Genomic DNA, 18,273 nt, shown 5'->3' on the forward strand with positions numbered 1-18,273 from the left:
CCCTCCGGCTTCACGTGATTTTCCTAAAGGCCCACCCGTAGTCATAGCCGCAAACGGCAGTTTCGTAGGACTATGCCTAATCTCACGCGAGATTGGTCAGAAAGGTTTACATGTATTCAGCTATGACAGTTATATAAGGCGAACTAAAAAGTTTGACCCATTCCGCCCAGAATTTAAGATACTTGACAAGGAATTCTATGTGAGAGTCAAGATAACTTCCCCAACAGCCAGCCCTCTCCCGATCTGGGTGAAGATAATCGAAAAAGGAGAACAGGAGCATCCTGAATTTGATGTCCTGAATCCTTTACAGTCAATATGGCTTACGTTCAAATCAAGCTTTGGAAGACGAGAGAGCAAATACGAAGATTAACAAGAAATGCATGGGGCACAGACGCAAAACTAACCATCGCGGAAAATCTGCTATTGCGAAGAGCACTCAAAGTTCGCGACGGCTTTCCTCGATTTTGTATATTGACTTGGTTACTGTTCTGCATTTATCTCCGTCCAAACCCGCGCCACAACCCAATCCCACCCAGCAGCGACAGCCCGCCCAGCGCCAGGAACACATCCTGCCAGAAGCGCATGGGGAAGAGGCGGATGAGCGTGTCTGAGTACAAGAACAGCCAGCTATCGCCTTCAAAGAACACGCCGTGAAATTCGGTGAACAGCCAGTCAAAGCTCAACGCGATCAGCACCAGCAGCGCCAGAATGAGCGCAACGGTCAGCGCTCCGCCTTGCGCCAGGGCCGCCCGCAGCTGCGCCTGCAGGCCCAGGCGCCAGGCGGCGATGCTGATGCCCGCCAGCGCCATCAGCGCGCCCACCCACACCTTGAGCGCTTGCTGGGTCAGCATCTTGACGTCGTGCATGTGGCTGAGCTCGCGCTCGTTGTAGAGCGGCGTGCCGTCGTCAAAGGTCTGCTCACCTAAAAACGAGATGTCCTCATCGTTCAGCAAATAGTCCAAGGCCAGCGGGGCGTAGCGCAGGCGCTCGGCCTGGGTCATGCCGTACGGGTCCGCCGGGAAGCCCGGCATGTTGTATTCAATGTTGACGAACAGCGGCGTCAGCAGCAGGCGCGTGGCAGTCAGCACGATCACCACTGGCACCAGCAGCGGCACGACATAGCGGATCAAGAACTTCATTGCAATTGCTCCACTTCTCCAGACAGCACAAAGCGCAGCACCATACTATTGATGATCCATTCGATCGGCGAGCGGTCGTCCGTCAATATCTCGCCGCCGGTGGGCGTCTCGCGGCGGTGCTCCAGCGTACGCTGCATGGCAGCCAACAACAGTGGATGGCTATCCGGGTTCGCCGCTAAGCGCGCATAGTTAGCTTGCAGGTCTTCAAAACGGGTGGGCTGCACCGTGGCGTACACCAGCGAATTGAACGTATCGGGAATATCCATCACGTGCACGCTGGCGAACACTTGCCCCAGCGTGGCGACCAGCGCATCGATCAGGCGGCGGTCATTCGGGGCGCGGCCCACATTGATGGCCAGCACGCCATCGTCCGTGAGACGCTGGCGACACAGGCTAAAGAATTCCACAGTGGTCAGATGCGGTGGAATATACGGCGGGCGGTAGGCATCGATCTCGATCAGCGAGTAGGTGCGCTCACTATGCTCCAGCCCCCAGCGCCCATCCACCGCCAATGCGGTGAGATTGGGCATCGTCATGCCAAAATACTCGCGCCCCACCGCGATGATGTCGGGGTCAATCTCGTAGCCATCCATCGGCACGCCTTCGCCCAGCACAGCGGTGGCGCCGCGGGCGCTGGTGCCTGCCGCCAAGCCGATGATGGCGATGGCCGAGATGTCCTCAGGCTCGTAGCCCGCATTGAAAAACGGGCCAACCAGGAATTGCTCCCACGGCCCGCGGAAATCGAGCACATCCGGATGATAGATCGAATGCACACCCTGCCCTTCGTTCAGGCGCAGGTAGCGCACGCCGTTGAACTCCAGCACCTGGATGTAGTTGTAGGCCGTCTCGTCTTCATAGATCTGGCCAGTGGTCGCCTTCAGGTTTCCCTGCGCCCACACCGCGGCCAGCGCCGCCAATAGCAGCGGCAGCGCCAGCCAGCCGGCCGCTTTGCGCCAGCTGACCGAGAGCCCCAGCCCCACCAGCCCTACCGCCATCAGCGCGAAGCTGAAGATGAGGATGGTGACCGTGCTGCCATAGACCGGGATCAGCACCAGCACCGGCAAAAAGGTGCCGATCACCGAGCCGAGGGTTGAGAAGGCATAGATGCGACCCGAGGTGCGGCCGGCCTCCTTCTGATCAGTGATGGCCAGACGAATAGCGAACGGGGAGGCCGTGCCCATCAGTGTGATGGGTACGATGAACAGCACCAGCACCGAGACCAACGCGCCGGCCAGCACGCCCACCTGCAACTGGTCGAAGGCGTCCGCCGCAGCGCGCAGCACCGGGCGCGCCACCAGCGGCACAATGCCGGCCGTGAAGCCGGCCCAGATCTGGATCTTGTAAAAGGTCTCGAAATGCGGCGAGCGATCAGCCCAGCGGCCGCCGATAAAGTAGCCCAGCGTGAGATAAATAAGAATCAGGCCAATGATGCTGGCCCACACCAGGTTGCTGGTGCCAAATACGTTACCCAGCAGGCGCGAGGCGGTCAGTTCGACGCCGAGCGTGGTGAGGCCAGAAGCGAATACGGCGAAGGTGAGATAGCGGCGGGTCATGGGGTGGATTATAGCTTTCAGCGCTCAGCGGCCAGCCAACCCCGTGTCATTCTGACCGGGTTTCTGCATCCACACACCAGACCGCTGAAGCCCGACCAGGGAAGAATCCTTATAGTCTTATCTTCTATGCTGCGTCCATTTCGTCCATTACTCACGCGCGTAGAAGCGTTATTCGGCGCAGCCGAATAGCTTGTACAAACGCTGCGAAGCAGTGCACTTTCCAGCCTTAATTCCACGCGTAGAAGCATTATTCGGCGCAGCCGAATAGCTTCTACAAACGCTGCGAAGCAGTGCACTTTCCAGCCTTAATTCCACGCGTAGAAGCGTTATTCGGCGCAGCCGAATAGCTTCTACAAACGCTGCGAAGCAGCGTACGTTGCTTTGCAGCGTAGATTTCACATTTCCCCGCTATCATGGTTATAGGTAGTGATGCTCGTGGCCACCAAGCCTGATTTCGAAGCCTTAGTCGAAGCCCACAGCGGCGAGCTGTTCGGCTACCTGTGGCGCCTGCTGGGCGACGAGGCCGAGGCGCAGGACTGCCTGCAGGATACCTATCTGCGCGCCTACAAGGCCTATGCGCGGGCGAGCAATGACAACCTGCGCGCCTGGCTGTACAAAATTGCAACCAACGCCGCCCGCACCCGCCAGCAACGCAACGGCCGCCATGCGGCCAAGCAGGCCGAGCTGCACGATGAGTTGCACTCCGGTGAAGCGCGCATCGAGACCCAGGTGCAGCAGCGTATCAGCCTGGCTGCCGTGCGCACCGCCGTTAGCAGCCTGCCGCGCCAGCAGCAGGCTGCCCTGCTGCTGCGCAAATATCAGGGCCTCGAATATGGCGAAGTGGCCGCCGCCCTCGGCTGCAGCGAGCCGGCGGCCCGCGCCCATGTCTACCAGGCGCTCAAGAAGCTGCGCGCCCAGTTTAGCGAGGAAGACCATGACTAAAACAGACTCTTGGCTGGAAACCAGTCGCCCCGCCAGCACTTCACTCGAACACGCCCTCGACGCGGCCTACGCCGCGCCACCGGCAGCCGCCGCCCAGCGGGCGCAGGCCGCCGTGCGCCGGGCGCTGGCCGCCAACACCGGCCAGCCGATGTATTACGACTATGTGCAAGACACACCGCTCGGCCCGCTATGGGTCGCCGTGGGCGAGCATGGCCTGGTGGCCATCGAATACGAAAGCAGCGAAGCCAGCCTGCGCGCTTACTTGCTCAAACTGGGCGGCCAGCCCGTGCGCTCGGCGGAGCGGGTGGCTGCCGCCGCCGAGCAAGTACGCATGTACCTGCTCGGCAGCACCCACGCCGTAGACCTGCCGGTGGATCTCAGCCATCTCACCCCGTTCCAGCAGCGCGTCCTGCAAGAGACCCGCCGCGTGCCGCGCGGCCAGGTGCGCACCTATGCCGAGATCGCCAACAGCATCGGCAATCCGAAGGCGGTGCGCGCCGTAGGCCAGGCCCTGCGTCGCAATCCGATCCCCATCGTGGTGCCCTGCCACCGCGTGGTGGCCTCCGACGGCACGTTGGGCGGCTACGGCGGCCGCATGCGTGACCAGCGCAAGCTCAGCCTGCTCAAGCTTGAAGGCGTCACCTTCGCATAGGTCGTAAGGGCGGGACTCACCTGCCTACGCATATCCCTGTGCTTCGCGAGGAGCGCTGTTCCCAAAGCAGTTATGCAGCGAGAGAGGAATCCTTTAGGGCAAGAAAGGTCTAGCCTGATTCCACCACCGCTAACGGCTTGACAAACCAACCCATTTCCTTACTGTCTCCAAACTTCCTGCTACATTCGCACACATGCCACCATCTGCTCCATCCAATCCCGACAAAGCGAAAAGTTTTAACCAATTCGTCGGAAAGTTAAAAGTGCAAACTTTACGGGGGAAAGTATTAACCCAGGTGCAAACTTCACATCTGCTAACATATCTCTGATGTAAGAGCCCGCCCGCCGCACTCATCTAGTCAGTATCCGTACACGAAAGCGAGCACACATGACCTCTACCCTCGGCATCCACCACATTACCGCCATCGGCTCTGACCCGCAGCGCCTTGTAGACTTCTACACCCAGATCCTCGGCCTGCGCCTGGCCAAGAAGACCGTCAATCAAGATGACGTCAGCGCCTATCACCTCTTCTTTGGTGACCGCGAGGGCGGCCCGGGCATGGACCTGACCTTCTTCACCTTCATGCCGCCCACCCCCGGCAGCCGCGGCAACGGGCTGGTCACCAACATCAGCCTGGCCATGCCGGCAGGCGCCCTGCCTTTCTGGAAAGAGCGCTTCGATGAGCTGGGCGTCAAGCACGAAGGCATCGCCACCCAGCTCGGCTGGCAGCGCCTGGTCTTCTACGACTACGATGACCAGCGCCTCGAGCTGGTAGAAGTAGACCCGGCCAATTTCGATGACAAAGATCTATGGACCACGCCACAGGTCGGCGCCGAGCATGCCATCCGCCAGTTCCACTCCGCCCTGCTGAGCGTGCACGACAAAGCCCTGGTCGAGCCGATCCTGCTCGCCTTCGGCTACGCCGTCGAGAGCAGCGAAGGCAACCTGACCCGCTATCACCTGCCCGGCCGGCAACGTGCCGAATTTGTGGAATTGGAAGAAGACCCCAGCAAGCCAGCTGGCTTCAACGCCTCCGGCACCGTGCACCACATCGCCTTCTCCGTGGCCGACGAGGCCGCCCAGCAGGCCGTGCGCCAAAACATCGCCGGCATGGGCCTCTATCCGACCAAGATGATCGACCGCTTCTATTTCAAGTCGGTCTACTTCCGCACACCGGCTGGCATCCTGTTCGAGCTGGCCACCATGGGGCCAGGCTTCACCGCCGACGAGCCGCTGGAAACCCTGGGCGAGAAACTTTCGCTGCCGCCGTTCCTGGAGCCGCATCGAGAACAGATCGAAGCCGGCCTTACCCCTGTCACCGTGCGCCCGCTGCCCTGACGATGAGCGAATTTATCTACATCCATCAGGACCACAACGCGGCCCGCACGCTGTTCCTGCTGCACGGCACCGGCGGCGATGAGCACGACCTCATCCCGCTGGTCGACCCGGTGCGCGAGAGCTACAACATCGTCGGCCTGCGCGGCAATGTATCCGAAGGCGGCATGCCGCGCTTCTTTGCCCGCTTGGCCATGGGCGTGTTCGACATGGACAGCATCGCCAGCGAGACTGATAAGCTGGCCACCTTCCTGACCCGTTGGTACGCCGAACACAAAACGGATGCCAAGTCAGCCACCTTCGTCGGCTACTCGAACGGTGCCAACATGATCTTGGCCACCTTGTTCCGCCATCCCAGCGTCATCACCAACGCGGCCCTGCTGCACAGCATGCTGCCTTTTGACCCACCGCAGCTGAATTTGATGAGCAAACGCTTCCTCGTTACCTACGGCGAGCATGACCCTCTGATGCCATCGGGGGAGGCACAGCGCGTGATCAGCGTGCTGCAAGCCGGCGGCGCCGACGTGGACGCGTTCTCGCATCCTGGGGGCCACGAGCTGACCCACACCGAGCAGGCCGCGCTGCTGGAGTTTTTGGCATAGAAGCCTGGATCCCCGCACTCCCGTCATTGCGAGGACGTGAAGCGGCGCAGCCGCTGAGCAACGAAGCAATCTCCAAGTCTATGTTCTTGCTGTCCTAGGGTCAGCTTTGTTCTCTTCATTGCGTATAATTCCCTCTCTAAGAAGAGAGACTATGCCCAAAACTGCCAACCAGATTCGTCAAGATTACTTAGATTTCTTCACCCAGCGCGGCCACACCGAGGTACCCTCCGCCCCCTTGGTGCCCGGCGGCGATGCCACCCTGCTGTTCACCAACTCCGGCATGGTGCAATTCAAAGACGTCTTCCTCGGCACCGACAAGCGTGACTACAACCGCGCCGTGGATTCGCAAAAGTGCCTGCGCGTGGCCGGCAAACACAACGACCTCGAGGACGTGGGCACAGACGATACCCACCATACCTTCTTCGAAATGCTGGGCAACTGGTCCTTTGGCGATTATTACAAAAAAGAAGCCATCGCCTGGGCCTGGGAGCTGTTGACCCAAACATGGGGCCTGCCGGCAGACCGCCTGTACGCCTCCGTATTCAAGGATGACCAGGGCGAGATCGAAACCGACAAAGAGGCCGCCGATAACTGGCTGGCCCAGCCCGGCTTCGTGCCTGAGCACCTGGTCTATTACGGCCGCAAGGACAACTTCTGGGAGATGGCCGACACTGGCCCCTGCGGCCCCAACAGCGAGATCTATTACGACTTTGGGCCGGAGTACGGCGAGATCCAAAAGAACACCGATGGCGAACTCGCCCTCGACAGCCCGCGCTTTGTCGAGATCTGGAACTTGGTCTTCATCCAGTACAACCGCACCGGCCCCAAGGACCTGAAGCCGTTGCCCGCCAAGCATGTCGACACCGGCATGGGCCTGGAACGCATCGTCTCCGTATTGCAGCAGGCCAAAGGCAACTACCGCACCGACCTGTTCACGCCGCTGATCGCGAAAGTGCAGGAGCTGGCCGGGCAGACGGACGCCGAGCGGGATGCCAACTTCACCCCCTACCGCGTGATCGCAGACCACGCCCGCGCCGCCACCTTCTTGATCGCCGAAGGCGTCGTGCCGGGCAATGTGGGCCGCAACTACGTGGCGCGCATGATCATCCGCCGTGCCGCTCGCTTTGGCACCAAGCTCGGCCTCACCGAGCCGTTCATGGCCCAGGTCGCTGAAGCCATCATTGCGCACTATGGCGAAGCCTATCCTGAGCTGGTCAAGAACCGCAGCGCCATCCTGGATGGCCTGACGCGTGAAGAAGAGCAGTTCCAGCGCACCGTTGAAAGCGGCATGGCCAAGTTGGACGCGCTGTTCGCCGGGCTGCCCGCGGGCGGCACACTGGATGGCGCTCAGGCCTTCGACCTGTACGCCACCTACGGCTTGCCGCTGGAGCTGACCCGTGACGTGGCCCGCGAGCGCGGCTACGGCGTAGACGAAGCCGGCTTCCACGCCGCCATGGAGCAGCACCGCACCGCCTCCGGAGCGGGCCAGGCCATGGGCGCGCTGGGCGGCGAGCAGGCTGAAGCCTTTGCCTCCGTAGTGCAGCAACTGCAGGCCGACGGCAAACTGAGCGACAAGGGCGTCAAGTACGACCCTTACGAAGATCTGGACGAATTGGACACCAAGGGCGAAGTGCTGGCTCTGGTGAAAAACGGCCAGCCGCTGCAGCAGGCCGCCGCCGGCGACACCGTCGCTATCATCCTGCCCAAGACACCCTTCTACATCGCTGCAGGTGGTCAGGTGAGCGACACCGGCGTGATCCAGGCTGCCGATGGCAGCTGGGCCATCCGTGTGAGCGAGATGCAGCAGCCCGCCGCCGGCGCCATCGTGCACATCGGCGAAGTGGTGGAAGGCGCGCCAAGAGTTGGTGATGCCGCCATCGCCCGCGTGGATGCCCGCCGCCGCCAGGACATTATGCGTAACCACACCGCCACGCATTTACTCCACGCTGCGCTGCACCAGGTCGTGGGCGAACACGCTCGCCAGGCTGGCTCGCTGGTGGCGCCCGACCGCCTGCGTTTTGACTTCAACAATCCCGAGGCCGTCAGCAAAGACGCCATCGTCCAGATCGAAGATCAGGTCAACGCCTGGGTGCTGGACAATTACGAGTTGGAAAAAGAAACCAAATCGCTGGAACAAGCCAAAAAGGAAGGCGCCACCGCCCTCTTCGGCGAAAAATATGGCGACAGGGTGCGCACCATTGCCATCGGGCAGGAGGACGCGCCATTCTCGTATGAATTGTGCGGCGGCACGCACGTAGAACACACCGGCGATATTGGCCTGTTCCTCATCGTCAGCGAGGGCAGCGCCGCCGCTGGCATCCGCCGCATCGAAGCCGTCACCGGCCGCGAGGCCTACGCGCTGGCCAAGACGCGCAACGCCGCACTGCAAGAGGCAGCCCGCACCCTCAAGACCACCCCAGACGATGTGCCGGCCAAGACGGCTGCATTGCAGAGCGAGCTGAGCCAGCTCAACAAAGAGCTGGCCGCCGCCCGCCGCGCTCAAGCACAACAGAGCCTAGGTGATTTGCTGACCAACTTGCCGCAAGTTTCTGGCGTGCCGGTGCTGGCGGCGGCCGTGCCCGGCGCCGATGCCGACGCGCTGCGCGCCCTGGCCGACAAGTTCCGCCAGCAGCATGCCAGCGGCGTAGCCCTGCTGGCGGCGGTGGCGGATGGCAGCGTCACCCTCATCGCCGCAGTCACAAAAGACTTAGTGGCCCGCGGCCTGCAGGCTGGCGAGCTGGCCAAGCAAGCCGCCTCCGTGCTGGATGGCCGTGGCGGCGGCAAGCCGGAGCTGGCGCAAGCCGGCGGCGTGGACAACGGCAAGCTGGACGAAGCGCTGGCCATGGCCGCAAAGTGGGTAGGCGAAAAGTTAGGGTAAGTGAAACGATTCTTCTCTTTCAACACCCTGCTTATCCTGATTGCTATTGGGCTGGTCAGCAGCATTATCCTATCCATCTTTTATGAGACCTTACTGCCACTGCTGCGCGCCGAACAATGGCTGGCTTTCTTTGCCAATGTAGTCGGCATCCCCATCATTCTGGCGGGTACTTGCAGCGTGTGCTGGGAGCATGGGTGCTACTGCGCGGCCCAGAGGGGCCAAACCCCAAAGATCTCGCACACATTCTGCGCTCCTTCCGGCCGGGCCTGCTATGGTTCTTTGGCGGATTTGGACTGATCGCACTGGGCAGCTATATCAGCAACATCAGCTAACAATCCAGCTGCTTTTCGGGCAGTCGCAAGCTCTAAAACTGGCTACACTTGCAGCCTGCAAGCTCGGCCAAAATACTGGCCGCATTCTTGCACTCTGATACGCAAATGGTCACCCGTTACGCCATCTTCGGCCTCACCATCCTGCTAGGCCTGATCGCCAGCCTTTATCTGGGCTGGGAGCTGCGTCCGCTGTCTGCGGCCGACGCTGACCCCAGTCTGCTGCGCGAGGACTACGCCGCCGATTACGCGTTGATGGCCGCCGAAGCCTATGCCGCTGACGGTAGCCTGAGCCGCGCTATGGAGCACTTGGAGCTCCTGAATGCTGACAATGCTCTGCTCCCTCTGGTAGCCGCGATGGAATTCGGGCAGGAGCATGGCTACTCCCAGGCTGACCTCAACCTGCTCGCCAACCTGGCCGGCGCCCTGCGCGACCAGGTGCCCAGCCTCTCCCATACGCCCACCCCATGATGACCAAAGAGCCGGCCAAGCGGCCGCCGCTGTATCTGCTGACTGGCCTGGTGATCGGCCTCCTCCTCGGCTGCATACTGTCCTTCATCGCCTTCCCGTTGCAGGTTGCCAGTGTTGGGCCCAGCCACCTGGCGGAGGAACATCAAGACCAGTATCGCCTGATGATCGCATTGGCGTACGCCTCCAGCGGCGACATCAGCCGGGCGCAGGCGCGCCTGGCCCAGCTGGGCGATGCGGACCCTGCCCGAGCGCTCAGCGCCCAGGCGCAGCTGGCGTTGGGCAACAGCGCCACGCAGCGCGAGGCGCGTGCGCTGGCCAGCCTGGCCCGTGACCTTGATACCTTCCAGGCCAGCGCCCAGTCCACCTCGGTCGCCATCCACACGCCTAATCCAGACGATGTGGATGCCGCCCCGACGCCCTTCGTAGCCGATGAGGGCGGCGTGTACACGCTCAGCAGCCGCGAACTACTGTGCGAAAGCAGCGAGGCACCGCCGCTGGTCAAACTATTCATCTTCGATGAGAACGGGCAAGCCCAGGCTGGTGTTCGCATCGCAATGCACGATGGCGAAGAGAGCAGTGAATTCTTCACTGGCGCCCGCCCCGAATTCGGGCCGGGCTATGCCGAATACGAAATGACCCCAGGGAACACGTACATTCTCTCGATCGCAGGCACCGAAACGCTGGCGGGCTTGCAGCCAGCCGCCTGCATCACCGATGCCGGCGACCCCGCCTGGGGCGCCTGGCTGCTGCTGTTCAACCGCGCCAAGCCATAGTACTCCCTGCCTATACAATCGAATAAGGCGGGGGATAGAATTCTCCAGCATTTTCTTCCGGAGTCAGGGGAAGTTCTTTGACTCGGCATGCTATGAAAAAAAGCACGTCTGATACGCTGTCCAAACCATCACGTACAGTTTGGCTGCTGCTCGCTTGCAGTGCGCTGTATTTTGTCCTGCTGATCTTCCCCAACGCCACCGGCGCCCAAACCCCCGACATGCTGTCCATCTTTGAAGTGGACGAGTATGCGCAATATGAACATGCTGTGCGCATGGCCGGCGGTGGAGGAACCTTTGCGGATGGGCTGCGCAAGTTTGTGGCCTACCAACATTATCACTACGGTTATCCTTTTTATCTTCTCTCGGGCCTGAGTCTGCTTCCGCTGCGTTTGGCGGCTGGCGGTCAATGGGCTGAGCAAACTCAGCTAATTGTTCTAATATTGCGCCAATTTGTCAGCGTGCTGCCCAATCTGATCAGCATCTGGTTGCTTACTTATACAGCCACCGAATTCAGGTCAAGGGTGAGAACCATTGTTGTCTTCACCCTCTTGCTTTTGCTTCCCGGCTTGTTAGGCAACAGCCTGTGGTGGCATCCTGATGGCGCGGGTTTACTACTCATCTCGCTGGTTTTTTTCTTCTTGCGGCTTGACCGATTTAAGTTTGGCAGGTTCTTTTGGCTTTCTGCAATCGCGGCGGGACTGGCCCTTGGAGTCAAGTTCCTGGGTGCACTGTTCGTTCTTGTTATCCCCACATATCTGATCCTTGGCACGCAAATGGCAACTCAAAGTTTGAAGCAGGCCACCTTGCGAGCGATAGGCTTCGTTGCGCTGATGCTGGCTACCTTTGTAGTCAGCAACCCTGTATTGCTATTCGCAGCCGAGCGCGGCGAATTCATTCTGCGTCAGCAGATCATTCTTCGCGAAGCCAGCGAGGGTATCTTTGTCAGCCAGCCTGATTTCTTTCAAGATGGGAGGTTGCCAACCTGGCTAACCGAGAATTTTGGCACTGGGCTATTCCTGCTGCTACTTGCCATCTCCCTGATTATTGGACTTTACAAAAAAGATACACGGACCCAAGCGTTGCTACTTACTGCCTGGATATTTCCCAACCTGGCAGCTGTCCTGCGCGCCTCATCCTTCCGCACCCACTATTGGCTACCGTTAATGATGCCCGTTATCACCGCGTTGGTATTTGTTCTCCCCGAACGTCTAAACCATCTAGCCCGAAGGCCACTGGCCGCCAGGAAGCTTTTGCAGTGGGCCGCGCTGGCGCTGCTTTTAGTACAAGCCGGGCTGTTCCTAAGACAGGATGTACGGCAATATACTCACACGCTGCAGCGTGAAGATACCTCGCCCAGCCTGCAGTTCTATCGCAGCGTTCAGCCCATGCTGGCTGGCGAAGCGCCTGTTGTCGTCTACCGGGATTGGAAGGTCTACTTCCCTAACCAAGCTGGCATATCTGTTTTCATGGATTGGGATTTGGCTAGTCATGACATGCTCAACAGCGAGCAGCCGAATGTGCTACTGCTGGAGCGTGAGAACGTAGAAGCATACGGGGCGGCTGACTATCTTGACAGCGCCCCCGACCCTGACCGCCTGCGCGGCATGCACCTGTTCTACCGGGGTGCGCTGCTGGACGAAATCCCTGGCTATGAACTAGTATACGAAGATGGCTTTGGGCTGATGTTCGTGCGGCAGTAGCCCCCTAGCCCACCACGTCCATCTGGCCCCAGTTCTTGCCGACCTTCACTTCGGTCTGCAGAGGCACGCTTAGCTGGTAGGCCTTGCTCATCTCGTCGCGCACCAGCGCGGCTGTCTTGTCCAGTTCCGCCTCAGGCACTTCCAGCACCAGCTCATCGTGAACTTGCAACAGCATTCGCCCGCCCAGCTTGGCCTTGGGGAGGGCAGCATCTACGCGCAGCATGGCCAGCTTCATGATGTCAGCCGCAGTGCCTTGAATGGGGCTGTTGATCGCTTCGCGCTCCAGGCGGCTCTTGAGCACATAGTTGGTGCCCTCTTTCAGCGCCTGGAACTGGCGCCGGCGGCCCAGCAGGGTTTCGATATAGCCCAGCTCGGCCGCTTTCTTCTTCGTACTATCAATGTATGCACGTACACCGGGGAACTTCTCAAAGTACGCCTTGACAAAGTTCTCGGCCTCGGCCAAGGTCAGATCCGTGCTACGGGTAAGTCCAAAAGGGCTCATGCCATAGATCAAGCCAAAGTTCACAGCTTTGGCGTTGCGGCGTTGCTCACCGGTCACCTTGTCAGGCGCAATGCCCAGGATCGCCGCGGCCGTAGTAATGTGAATGTCCTCATTGTTGCGGAAGGCGCTCAACATCGCTTCGTCCTGGGCAATGTGCGCCACAATGCGCAGCTCGACTTGAGAATAGTCCACCGCAAGCAGTTTGTGCCCAGAGGCTGCGATAAAGGCGCGCCGCACGCGGCGCCCCAGCTCAGTGCGGATGGGGATGTTTTGCAGGTTTGGTTCGCTGGAGGCAATGCGCCCGGTCACTGTACCCGCCTGGTTGTACGAGGTATGTATTCGGTTGGTTGCCGGGTTCACCTCCAACGGCAGCGCATCCACGTAGGTGGTCTTCAGCTTGGAGAGTTCGCGATGGTCGAGGATCAGGTCCACGATCGGGTGCTGCTCGCTCATCGCTTCCAGAATGTCCGCCGAGGTTGAATATGCGCCCGAGGCGGTTTTGCGCACGCCGGGCGGAGGCGGCAGCTTGAGGCGATCGAACAACATATGAGCCAACTGCTGGGGCGAGCTGAGATTGAACTCCTCGCCTACTTGCTGATACACCTCTGTGCCGATGCGCTCTAAGTCCTTATTGAGCTCGGCGCCCATGCCGGCCAAAAACTTTGTGTCCAGCATGATGCCCGTCATCTCCATATCAGAGAGTACGCGTACCAGCGGCATTTCGATCTGGTCAAAGATTTGCTCACCCCTGACGGCCTTCATGCGTTCGGTTAGCACGGGTTGCAGGCGCAGCACCACTTCGGCATCCGCGGCGGCATATTCGGCCGCCTGCTGGATCGGCACCTGGGCCATGGTGATCTGCTTGCGACCCTTGCCCAGCAGATCCTGAATTTCGGTCATCTCATTGTTCAGGCGTACCCACACCAGGCCTTTGAGGCCGAGATTGCGTGAGCCGCTGTCGGCCACCCATTCGGCGATCATGCTGTCCATGCTGAGTGGCTGCACACGCAGGCCATGCCGGGCCAACACCACGTAATCAAAACTTAGGTTGTGGCCAAACTTGGGGATCTTGGGGTCGGTCAGCGGGCCTTGCAGGGCAGCCACTACCTCCTCAATGGGAAGCTGGGAGCCGAGTATGCGTTCGTGTCCGATCGGAATGTAATAGCCCTTACCCTCCTCCACTGAGAACGAGATGCCCACCAGGTCACATTGCATGTGGTTGGTGCTGCTGGTCTCAGTATCAAAGGAGATGTACTTGGCGGCGGCCAGCGTTTTGGCCAGCGCAGCCAGTGCCTCGGGCGTATCCACGACCTCTACGTCAATATCCACCGCCGGGCCACGCGGGGTCGGGTTCTCTTCGGGGAACATGCCCAGCTGGCCCAGCTTGGTGTCCTGGGGCATGTTGCCCAGCTCCAGCACGGTATTGAGCCGCTTCATCAGCGAGCGGAACTCAAGCTGGCGAAACAACTCGAGAACATCCTGAGACTTGATGTGATCGGTGCGCGCCTGTTGGATGTGAAAGTCTATATCGAGGTCAGTGACAATACGCGAAAGCTCAAGGCTCAGATCCGCTTTCTCGCGCCCGTCCTCGAACTTCTGGCGTTGGGAAGGCTTGAGCTTATCGAGATTGGCGTAAATGTTCTCCAGCGTCTTGTACTCCGCCAGCAAGCCAGCCGCGGTCTTCTCGCCAATGCCGGGGATGCCGGGGATGTTGTCAGATTTGTCGCCGATCATGGCCTTGAAGTCCACCACCTGCTCCGGCATCACTCCCAGGAATTCAAAGACATCCTGCGGCGCATAATCTTTGCCGTCAGCCAACTGCTTGCCAGGCAGACTGACAATGATGCGCTTGTCAACAAGCTGCAGCAGGTCTTTATCCCCGGTAATGATCTTGACGCCCACTCCTTCGCCGGCCACCTTCTTGGCGATGCTGCCAATGACATCATCGGCCTCGAAACCTTCAAGCTCCAGGCGCGGAAAGTTGAACGCATCCACCATCTCGCGGATACGCTCCATCTGCACGCGCAGATCATCCGGCATTTTTTCGCGGGTGGCCTTGTAGTCGGGGTAACGCTTATCGCGGAAGGTTTTGCCTACATCGAAGGCAACTGCCATGTATTCGGGGCGCTCCTGCTCCAGGATGCGCAGCAGCACCGAAGTGAAACCAAACACGCCGGCAGTGGGCTCGCCAGCGCTGGTGGTCCAGCGGCTGCTACCCGCTCCCGCGCTGGTGAGCGCAAAGTAGGTGCGGTAGGCCAGAGCATGGCCATCAATAAGATATAGCGTTTGGGGCATTATTGGATTGTACTGTAGGGAATGTGTGAGACTGAAGAACCATGAGCGAGCAGGAAAAAATGCCCGCCCAAAAATCAACTGTTACTGATTTGGAATCCCCTGGCGGTTGCGCGTATGGGCAATGAAATCGCTGACCTGCACATCGGTGGGCAGGCCGCCGTTCATTACCAGAAAACCCGGCGCAAAGAACTGGCCTGAGGGATTATCGCGCTTCAAGCGCGGGAACTCGTCAAAGATGCGCTCAGACAAATGGTTCTCCAGCGTGTGCACAACGCTCTCCGGCGCGGTCTCAGCGGGCAGGCTCACCATCCATTGCACAAAGCCGGGCTGAAGGCTGAGATGCTCAAGGCGCCAGGCGAATGCTACACACAGCTGCGGTAGCCAGGCGGCCAGCTTCTCCGCCAAGTCGCCTTCCAAACGATGCTCAGGCAGGCGCGGGGCCAATACATACGCATAGCTCAGCAAGGCGCTACCGCCAGCGGCAGCCTGGGCGGCGGGCAGCCAGCGCACCCGCGGCTGAGCGGGAGCGGGTTCTGTCTGCGGCGGGCTGGGCGGCGTCGGGGCAACCGGGGCAGCGGCCTGCTGGCCGCGGCTGACGGCCTGTGCCGCCGGAACAGCCACTTCAGCCATGCTGGCTTCGCTGGTAACCGCCATGGCGGCGGCCATGCGATCAACCTGGCTGCGCATTTTACTAAAAGGCACCTGGGTATCAAACACAAGCGCCAGCTTGTGTTCGCTGCCAATGGGGGTGGCATACAGCATGTAGTCGGCCTGCGTCGCTTCCAGGCGTACAAAGCGGGCCAGGTCGGCGCCCGCGTCACCGCCGTTGGAGACGGCGGCGGCCAGCTCTTCGGCGGCGGCGCGCGGCAGTTCGCCGGCGTAGGCCCAAAGCTCAGCCCCGCGGGTGATCAGCGCGGCCTGGGAGGCAGACTCCAGTGAAAGCTGGGCCAAGTGCTGGGCAGACAGCTTGGTGTCTGCCAGCCACGCAGGCGTAGAGTGGGCAGCGGCCTCCGTAGGCTTAGCTGCCACTGGGGCGTTGCCATACTGGGCCTTGGGAGCGGCTTGGGCAGCGTGCAGCGGGCCGTAGAGTTTCTCGAGCGCGGCGACCAGGTCCGGCAAATAGAAGGGCTGCGAAAGCACAGCCCGCGCGCCCACATGCTCCCAGCCATCCGCAGGAGTATCTTCGGTCAGTATCAGGATCAGCTTGAAGTCAGGGGCAATCTGGCGCAGTTGCTCCAGATAGCCGGCAATATCCATATCCGCAAAATCAGTATCCAGCACCAGCAGATCCAACCCACTGGCCGCGGCGGCTAACGCCTGGGCAGGCGAGGACAACAGCTGCGGCTGCAGCTTATCCGCATCGGCAAGCAGCTGGCGAACCATTTCGCCAAAGCCTTTGCTGGGCGTCAGAATGATGGCTTGCTTGGTCATAGACGTCAAAAATAGCCCCTAGGGGGGCAAGTAAGTATAAGTCAAACCCGGCTGGTTTTAACTACCCAGTTTGGGTGGCTAACTTTGCTTGATGCGTTTGCGCGCGGCTTTGTACCAACGTGTCGCCAAGCTGCGCAACTGCTTCCAGATCTGATGCAAGCGCTGTGCCAGGGAGTCCCTGGGAGCTAAGGGAACCTCTTTCTCTGGCCACGGGTTGAGATCGAGCATTTTGCGCAAAGCAAAGCGCAGCAGGAGCTGCAGGCTGGCCAGCACGGGGGCGGCCAGAAGCAGGCCCACGAAGCCCAGCAGGCTGGCGGCGATGAGGGCGGCCACCAGCACAGCAGCTGGGTGCACACCCAGCGTTTTTCCGAAAATGCGCGGGCTGACCAGATTATCAAAGATCTGGTCAAGCACCAAGGTGCCCACCACCACGATCGCGGCGTAGGCGAACGGCTCAATGCCAAGATAATTGCCACCCTGAAAGTAAGCCACCAATGCAGCCGTGCCACCCGCCACCACTGGCCCCACATAAGGAACAAACTTGGCCAAGCCGGTCAGGAACGCCAAACCCAGCGCGTTGTGCACACCCAGAATGGTCATGAGCATGAAATACGTAATGATGACCAAACTGATGATCAGCAACTGGCCGCGCAAGAAGGTATCCCAAATGCGGGAGAGCTCGCGCCCAATGCGGCGTATTTCGGCGTCATAGCCGGTGTTTGCGATCTGCGCAAAGAAAGAGGGTACGCCTTCGGCATCCACCAGCAGGAAGTACGAGATGATGAATATGAAGGCTGCCCAGCCCAAGGTGCTGAGCGCGCCAGTTGCGACCAATCCCAGCAGGCTGCCCGCCTGGCCCAGCAGCGGCTGCAGCGCGGAGAGCACTTGCTGACCCAGGGTGACGAAGTTGAGGTTGAACTCTTCCTGCAGGATGCGCTCAACTTCGGAAAACTGAATATCAAACGGGCCGATCTGCAGCGATTGAGTCGCCAGTTGGCGGGCAAACTCCGGCAAGCTGGTGATCAGGTTCTGGCCGGCATTCACCAGCGAGCCCATCTGATCCACGACCGCAGAACCGCCCAGGATCGAGAGCCAGATCACCACGGCCAGAAAGCCAACGAAGATCAGGCTGACAGCAGAACGCCACTTGAGACCCGTGGCTTTCGCCAGGCGCTCCACAAGCGGGTGCAGAATGTACGAGAGCATGAAGGCCACAAGCAGCGGGCCGATCAGGTAATCGAAGCGCACCAGCACGGCGGCCAGCAAAGCCACCAGGCTGAGGGCCACTACCAGTTTCGTGGTAGGGCTCCAGCGTTTTGGCGGCGCTGGCTTGGGAGGCAAGGCTTTTCTTCTGGCTGACATTTTTGCATTCTAGCTCAAAAGCAAAATGGGCGGGGCACATTAGCGCCCCGCCCAATGGCTTTTTTTGAGTTTCGTGGCTAGCGGCGCGTAGTGCGCTTGGCGGTCTTTTTGGCCGCCTTCTTGGCAGTCTTCTTGGCTACCTTCTTGGGGGCGGTTTTCTTTGCCGGTTTGGCGGATTTCAGGATCTCATAATCCGCCTTCAGGTTCTTGACCCGCAGCGGGAAGCTGGCAAGGTGCAAGGCGATCGCCCCGAAAGTGACGGCGAAGCCCAGGATCATGTAGTTGGTTGTTTCGATCGGCATGTCTCTC

Annotated in this window: 14 protein-coding genes; 8 read left to right on the top strand and 6 right to left on the bottom strand. The window is 60.2% G+C overall.

Annotated features, from left to right (window positions below; all coding sequences use genetic code 11):
- Positions 1-494 precede the first annotated feature (494 nt).
- Entirely contained in the window at positions 495-1,139 is a 645-nt protein-coding gene (locus tag KIT08_02090) for a TIGR01906 family membrane protein (GenBank protein UYN90038.1), read from the bottom strand.
- A complete protein-coding gene (locus tag KIT08_02095; GenBank protein ID UYN90039.1) occupies positions 1,136-2,692 on the bottom strand; it encodes a fused MFS/spermidine synthase in 1,557 nt (518 codons plus the stop codon). The genes KIT08_02090 and KIT08_02095 overlap by 4 nt, the downstream gene beginning before the upstream one ends.
- Positions 2,693-3,118: 426 nt before the next feature.
- Between KIT08_02095 and KIT08_02100 the strand changes: the two genes are divergently transcribed.
- The 8 genes from KIT08_02100 (at position 3,119) to KIT08_02135 (ending at position 12,374) form a co-directional block, all read left to right on the top strand.
- On the top strand, positions 3,119-3,634 hold the full coding sequence (locus KIT08_02100) for an RNA polymerase sigma factor (GenBank protein ID UYN90040.1): 516 nt from the start codon (positions 3,119-3,121) through the stop codon (positions 3,632-3,634).
- Positions 3,627-4,286, top strand: coding sequence for a methylated-DNA--[protein]-cysteine S-methyltransferase (locus KIT08_02105; GenBank protein ID UYN90041.1), 660 nt, complete (start codon positions 3,627-3,629; stop codon positions 4,284-4,286). Before KIT08_02100 ends, KIT08_02105 begins: the two co-directional genes overlap by 8 nt.
- Before the next feature lie 387 nt (positions 4,287-4,673).
- A complete protein-coding gene (locus KIT08_02110) occupies positions 4,674-5,624 on the top strand; it encodes a ring-cleaving dioxygenase (protein UYN90042.1) in 951 nt (316 codons plus the stop codon).
- 2 nt (positions 5,625-5,626) lie between these two features.
- On the top strand, positions 5,627-6,223 hold the full coding sequence (locus tag KIT08_02115) for an alpha/beta hydrolase (protein ID UYN90043.1): 597 nt from the start codon (positions 5,627-5,629) through the stop codon (positions 6,221-6,223).
- Positions 6,224-6,374: 151 nt separating this feature from the next.
- Entirely contained in the window at positions 6,375-9,101 is a 2,727-nt protein-coding gene (alaS, locus tag KIT08_02120) for an alanine--tRNA ligase (protein ID UYN90044.1), read from the top strand.
- Between the two features lie 437 nt (positions 9,102-9,538).
- Positions 9,539-9,901: a hypothetical protein gene (locus KIT08_02125; protein ID UYN90045.1), complete on the top strand. Its 363-nt coding sequence runs from the start codon at positions 9,539-9,541 to the stop codon at positions 9,899-9,901.
- Complete coding sequence (locus KIT08_02130; protein UYN90046.1) at positions 9,898-10,674, top strand: hypothetical protein; 777 nt, start codon at positions 9,898-9,900, stop codon at positions 10,672-10,674. The genes KIT08_02125 and KIT08_02130 overlap by 4 nt, the downstream gene beginning before the upstream one ends.
- A 218-nt stretch (positions 10,675-10,892) precedes the next feature.
- Complete coding sequence (locus tag KIT08_02135) at positions 10,893-12,374, top strand: hypothetical protein (GenBank protein UYN90047.1); 1,482 nt, start codon at positions 10,893-10,895, stop codon at positions 12,372-12,374.
- 4 nt (positions 12,375-12,378) lie between these two features.
- On the opposite strand, the gene polA is transcribed toward KIT08_02135, so the two are convergent.
- The 4 genes from polA to KIT08_02155 all read right to left on the bottom strand — a co-directional run bounded on the left by polA (position 12,379) and on the right by KIT08_02155 (position 18,266).
- The gene (gene polA, locus KIT08_02140; GenBank protein ID UYN90048.1) at positions 12,379-15,171 is read right to left on the bottom strand and encodes a DNA polymerase I; all 2,793 of its coding nucleotides are present in this window, start codon (positions 15,169-15,171) and stop codon (positions 12,379-12,381) included.
- A gap of 81 nt (positions 15,172-15,252) precedes the next feature.
- Entirely contained in the window at positions 15,253-16,602 is a 1,350-nt protein-coding gene (locus tag KIT08_02145) for a transposase (GenBank protein UYN90049.1), read from the bottom strand.
- A 78-nt stretch (positions 16,603-16,680) separates the two neighbouring features.
- Positions 16,681-17,964, bottom strand: a complete 1,284-nt coding sequence (locus KIT08_02150; protein UYN90050.1) for an AI-2E family transporter — start codon at positions 17,962-17,964, stop codon at positions 16,681-16,683.
- Positions 17,965-18,041: 77 nt separating this feature from the next.
- Positions 18,042-18,266 carry a hypothetical protein gene (locus KIT08_02155; protein ID UYN90051.1) on the bottom strand — a complete coding sequence of 75 codons (225 nt, stop codon included), beginning with the start codon at positions 18,264-18,266 and terminating at the stop codon, positions 18,042-18,044.
- Positions 18,267-18,273: the final 7 nt, after the last annotated feature.

The organism is Anaerolineales bacterium (genome assembly GCA_025808555.1).
Classification (GTDB): Bacteria; Chloroflexota; Anaerolineae; order Anaerolineales; family UBA11579; genus JAMCZK01.